This window comes from Stenotrophomonas sp. TEPEL, from assembly GCF_004348785.1.
Classification (GTDB): Bacteria; Pseudomonadota; Gammaproteobacteria; order Xanthomonadales; family Xanthomonadaceae; genus Stenotrophomonas; species Stenotrophomonas indicatrix.
The window spans coordinates 601,786-606,127 of the sequence record NZ_QQXJ01000001.1 but is presented as its reverse complement, the minus strand read 5'-3'; the positions used below and the strand labels follow the sequence as shown (position 1 = coordinate 606,127).

Sequence of the window (4,342 nt, the reverse complement as noted above, 5' to 3'; positions counted from 1 at the left end):
GCCGGGGTCGGCAGCGGCGTCTGTGCGGAGGCCAGGCCCACCACCAGGGTGGCGGCCAGGGCAGTGGCGGCGGAACGGAAATTCATGGGACAGCAGGCTCCAGGGGACGGCCGGAAAATGAAGGATGGGGCGAGGTGGCCATTGTAAGGCCGAGGTGGCAAGGGCCGGCAGCACCGGCCCGGGCGGAATCAGTCCTTGACGATCTGTGGCGAGCCAAAGCCCAGACCCGAGATGCGCCCGGCAAGTTCCGCCGCGCTGGCATGGTCGTTGGCGGGAACCCGCAGGCGCCACAGGGTACGGCCGCCGGCAGCGATGTCGCTGATGGTGGCACCGACGATGCCGGCGGCGTTGAGCTGGCCCATCGCCCGGTTGGCGTTGTCGCGGTTGGAGAAGCTGGCGACCTGCAGCATCACCGCGCCCACCACCTTCTGCGACAGGCTGGGGCTGCTGGCCGGGGCCGGGCTGCGCGGCATGGCGGTGGCCACGACCGGCGCTGCCGGACGCGGCGCGGGTGCGCTGGGCGGCAGGCTGCTGACCGCCACTTCCGGCATCGTGCTGACGGCGGCCTGGGTGGTGGCCGGCTGGCCACGCTGCGGCGCGGCGTCGGCCGGCAGGCGCTTGACCAGGCGATCGATGTCACTGTCGGCAACTGCGCGTGCGGCGGGTGCGGGGGGCGCGCTGGCGACGGCAGCGGTGGCCGCAGCCGCTTCCGCAGCACGGCGTTCGCGGCGCGAGGGCTTCTGCGCCAACAGATTGCCTTCGCCCGGCTGCAGCGCGCGCACTTCCACGTTGCCGGTACCGCGCTGGGTGATGCCCAGGCGCACGGCGGCGGCATAGCTGAGATCGACCACGCGGCCATCGTGGAACGGGCCACGATCATTGACGCGCACGATCACCGATTCGCCGTTGTCCAGGTTGGTCACGCGGGCGAAGCTGGGCAGCGGCAGGGTCTTGTGGGCAGCGGTGAACTGGTACATGTCGTAGACCTCGCGGTTGGAGGTCAGGCGGCCATGGAACTTGGCGCCGTAGTACGAAGCGGTGCCACGTTCAACGTAGTTGCGGGTGTCGTCGAGCACCTTGTACTGCTTGCCCAGCACCACGTAGGGCGACTTGTTGCCGATCGCCGAGCGGTCCTCATTGGTCACCACCGGCTCGGGAATACAGGCGACGTTGGGCACGTAACTGGGCGTAGTGTCTTTCACGCCGGGCTTGTACAGGCCACCGGCGGTGTAGTTGCCACGAGTGGACATGTCTTCGGTGGCCGCCGCATACGGCGAGCCCTCCGGACAATGCGCCGGACGCCCGCCCTTGCCCTGCACCACCGTGCCGGACGGCTTGCCACCGTGGCCGGCGGTCGCCGGCTTTTTCGGCGCGCTGCTGCAGGCGGCCAGCGCGAGGACGATCAATCCAGGGACCAGCCATCTGATGTTCATGCCGGGGGCAGCTCCTGTCCGGCAATGGCCTGCGACAACTGGAACACGGCCATCGCGTACATCTTCGAGAGGTTGTAGCGGGTGATTGCGTAGTAGTTCTGGAAGCCCAGCCAGTACTGCTTGCCGGTGCTGCCTTCAAGGGTGATCGGGGTAGCAGTGGCACCGGGCTGCACCGGCGCGCTGGGCTGGTAGCCGCGCTGGGCCAGGTCGGCCAGCGACCAGGTGGGCATCCACTCGGTCGGGTTGAACTCCTCGCGGCCGGCGGCGAGCGTGGCCGGCACGGCGACCTGGCCGCCTCGCACCCAGCCGCCCTTCTTCACGAAGTAGTTGGCGATGGAGGAGAACACGTCGTCGTAGCTGGTGAACAGGTCACGGCGACCATCGCCATTGCCGTCCACGGCGTAATCCAGGTAGCTGGAGGGCATGAACTGGCCCATGCCCATCGCACCGGCATAGCTGCCCTTGAGCGTGGTGATGTCCAGCTTTTCCTCGCGGCCCAGCTCGAACAGCTTGGCCAGTTCATCGCGGAAGAACAGCTCGCGGCGCACTTCGCGCTCCAGCTTGGCCGGGTCGCCACTGCGCGGGTAATAGAAGGCCAAGGTGTACAGCGCATCGAGCACGCGATGGCTGCCGGCATTCTTGCCGTAGCTGGTTTCCACGCCGATGATCGCCACGATCACTTCCGCCGGCACGCCGGTGCGCTGCTGCACACGGTCCAGTTCGGCGCGATGCTGGGCAAGAAACGCCTTGCCGCCATCGATGCGTGCCTTGCTGATGAACATCGGCCGGTATTCGTTCCACGGCTTGACCCGTTCTGCCGGCCGCGACATCGCGGCGATGATCGGCTGGCGCACCTGCGCCTGGTCGAGCACGTTGCCGATCTCGTCGGGCTTGAGGCCGTAGCGCTTGGCGGTGTCGGCAATGAATCTGGCGCGCGCGGTTTCGAACGGCACCGGGGTGAGATCGACCGGTGCTGCCGTGGCCGCGGTCGCTTCCGGCGCAGCCTCGGCCGGGCCGTGGGGCTTGGCCGCCGGGTGGCGCGGCGTACTGCTGGCCTGTGGCGAAGTCGGTGGGGACGTCGGCTGGGTCGCACAGGCGACCAGGCCGAGGGTGAGCATGCAGGCCAGAGAACGTCGAATCATCACCGCAGGTTAGCAGGTCATGGATGAATTAAAACCCCTAACACCATGAATCACAACGATTTGCTCGCGTTCAGCACGAATGTGAAGGCGTTGTGATTGACCTGCCCCATTCAGGCAGAGGTTGCCGGTTGCGTCCCCATCCCCGCAGACGCAACCGGCCGCCGGACCCGGTCGGTACCTGCGCGGCTGCCGCTCCCCAGTGGCAGTGCTCCGCGCTCCCTGTACCCGTTGGATCAGTACTGCTTTCCCATCCGACGCCCCTCGCGCTGCATCAGAGACGGCGCGCCATGCCGAACGGGCCGCCATTGTGCAGGCCGATTGCGACAAGTCCATTGATCAGGATCAACGCGGCGTCAAAATGTGAATTGGAGCCCACTTTTAATGGAACTTCGTCAGCGGCGATGCTGCTGTGCGGCGTTGTGGGAACGATTACAGAAATGCGCTTGCGCAGATTCATGCGCGCATCGGCGGCGAAGGTCGGCGAACGGCGTAGCCCCTCGTGGGTGAGCGCTGAAAGCAACAGCCGTGGTTGGCCGTGTAGCAACTGTGTTGCTGGAGGAGCGCCAGCCCTTCCGGTAAACGGGCACGGTAGTGCCGGCCGCTGGCCGGCAGCCTCAGGAGCAACGCCCTCTGGTGCGCTCAGGCGGGGATCGGTCCGCTCTGAGCGTCACGCATACGGGCGTTGAGAATCACCAGCATCTTCCGCATCACCGCCACGATGGCCACTTTGCCTTCCTTGCCCCGCGCTCGCAGCGACTGNTAAAAGTCCCGCAGGCGAGGTTCATGCCGCATGGCCGACATGCTGGCCATGTAGAGCACCTGACGGATCTCAGCCCTGCCGCCATGGATGCTTCGTTTGCCACGCATGGTCCCGCTGTCATGGGACATCGGTGCCACACCGACCAGGCTGGCCACGGCCTTGCCACTGATCTTGCCCAGCTCGGGAAGATAGCTGGCCAACACGGCCTGCAGGCCCGGGCCAACACCTTTCATCGACTTCAGGACAGCCAGTTGAGGTTGCTGGGCAACCTGCTCGGCAATCTGTTTTCCCAAGCATTCAACCATCGTCTGCAGGTGGGTGATATTGGCCTGCAGCAGTCGGCGCAATGCACGATCAGTCACCATTTGCTGCTGCTGCCGCGCTACGGTCAGCGCGTGCATCGCCTGTCGACGTGCCCGCACAAATTCCCGCATCTTCCGCTGCCAAGGTTCCAATGGCTGATAGGACGGCAGTTTCACCAAGGCCGCCATCTGCGCCAATGCATAGGCATCCAGGCGGTCGGTCTTGGCCATCTGCCCCATCCCCTGGGCCAGCCTTCGGGCCCGCAGCGCGTTGGCGCGGACCACCGGATGACCAGCGTTGTGCAGAAAGTCCAGCACAGGCTGTTCGTAGCCACCAGTGGCCTCCAGCACGATCTGGACGGCTGGGCGTTTCCTCAGCCAGAGGTCCAATTCAGCAAAGCCGGAGCGGCTATTGCTGACCTGCAGGGTCTTTCCGTCTGTCGTGCCAACGTCCAGCTGGCGCTTGCTGACATCAATCCCGANCCCGTTCATCACCGGACTCCGTATAGTCTGGAAGGGTCGAGAGCTCCCCCGCTTGCCCAGTCTTATCACTGCGAGTGTCAGCTCCAGCAACTGTTCGGGCGGATCAAGGGAGATTCCGGCGTGGGCGCCAAGCTACAAGGCGATCGTCGAGATCCAGGCTTACACGGCGGCCCACGCCGGCTCTCGACACCTACGNTGCCAGATTCCAATCAGATAAGGCTT

The 4,342-nt window shown here is 65.7% G+C and carries 4 protein-coding genes; all 4 read right to left on the bottom strand.

Annotated features, from left to right (window positions below):
* Nucleotides 1-188: 188 nt before the first annotated feature.
* On the bottom strand, nucleotides 189-1,433 hold the full coding sequence (locus TEP_RS02805; RefSeq protein WP_132824167.1) for a septal ring lytic transglycosylase RlpA family protein: 1,245 nt from the start codon (nucleotides 1,431-1,433) through the stop codon (nucleotides 189-191).
* A complete protein-coding gene (mltB, locus tag TEP_RS02800; protein WP_132824165.1) occupies nucleotides 1,430-2,575 on the bottom strand; it encodes a lytic murein transglycosylase B in 1,146 nt (381 codons plus the stop codon). The genes TEP_RS02805 and mltB overlap by 4 nt, the downstream gene beginning before the upstream one ends.
* A 271-nt stretch (nucleotides 2,576-2,846) precedes the next feature.
* Nucleotides 2,847-3,032 (bottom strand): hypothetical protein, encoded by a 186-nt coding sequence (locus tag TEP_RS02795; protein ID WP_132824163.1) that lies wholly within the window; start codon nucleotides 3,030-3,032, stop codon nucleotides 2,847-2,849.
* A 182-nt stretch (nucleotides 3,033-3,214) separates the two neighbouring features.
* Nucleotides 3,215-4,129, bottom strand: coding sequence for an IS110 family transposase (locus TEP_RS02790; protein ID WP_132824161.1), 915 nt, complete (start codon nucleotides 4,127-4,129; stop codon nucleotides 3,215-3,217).
* Nucleotides 4,130-4,342 lie beyond the last annotated feature (213 nt).

Bases quoted from the DNA above. Each gene is read 5' to 3' on its own strand.
- TEP_RS02805 (WP_132824167.1), bottom strand. From the start codon at position 1,433: ATGAACATCAGATGGCTGGTCCCTGGATTGATCGTCCTCGCGCTGGCC.
- mltB (WP_132824165.1), bottom strand. From the start codon at position 2,575: ATGATTCGACGTTCTCTGGCCTGCATGCTCACCCTCGGCCTGGTCGCC.
- TEP_RS02795 (WP_132824163.1), bottom strand. From the start codon at position 3,032: ATGAATCTGCGCAAGCGCATTTCTGTAATCGTTCCCACAACGCCGCAC.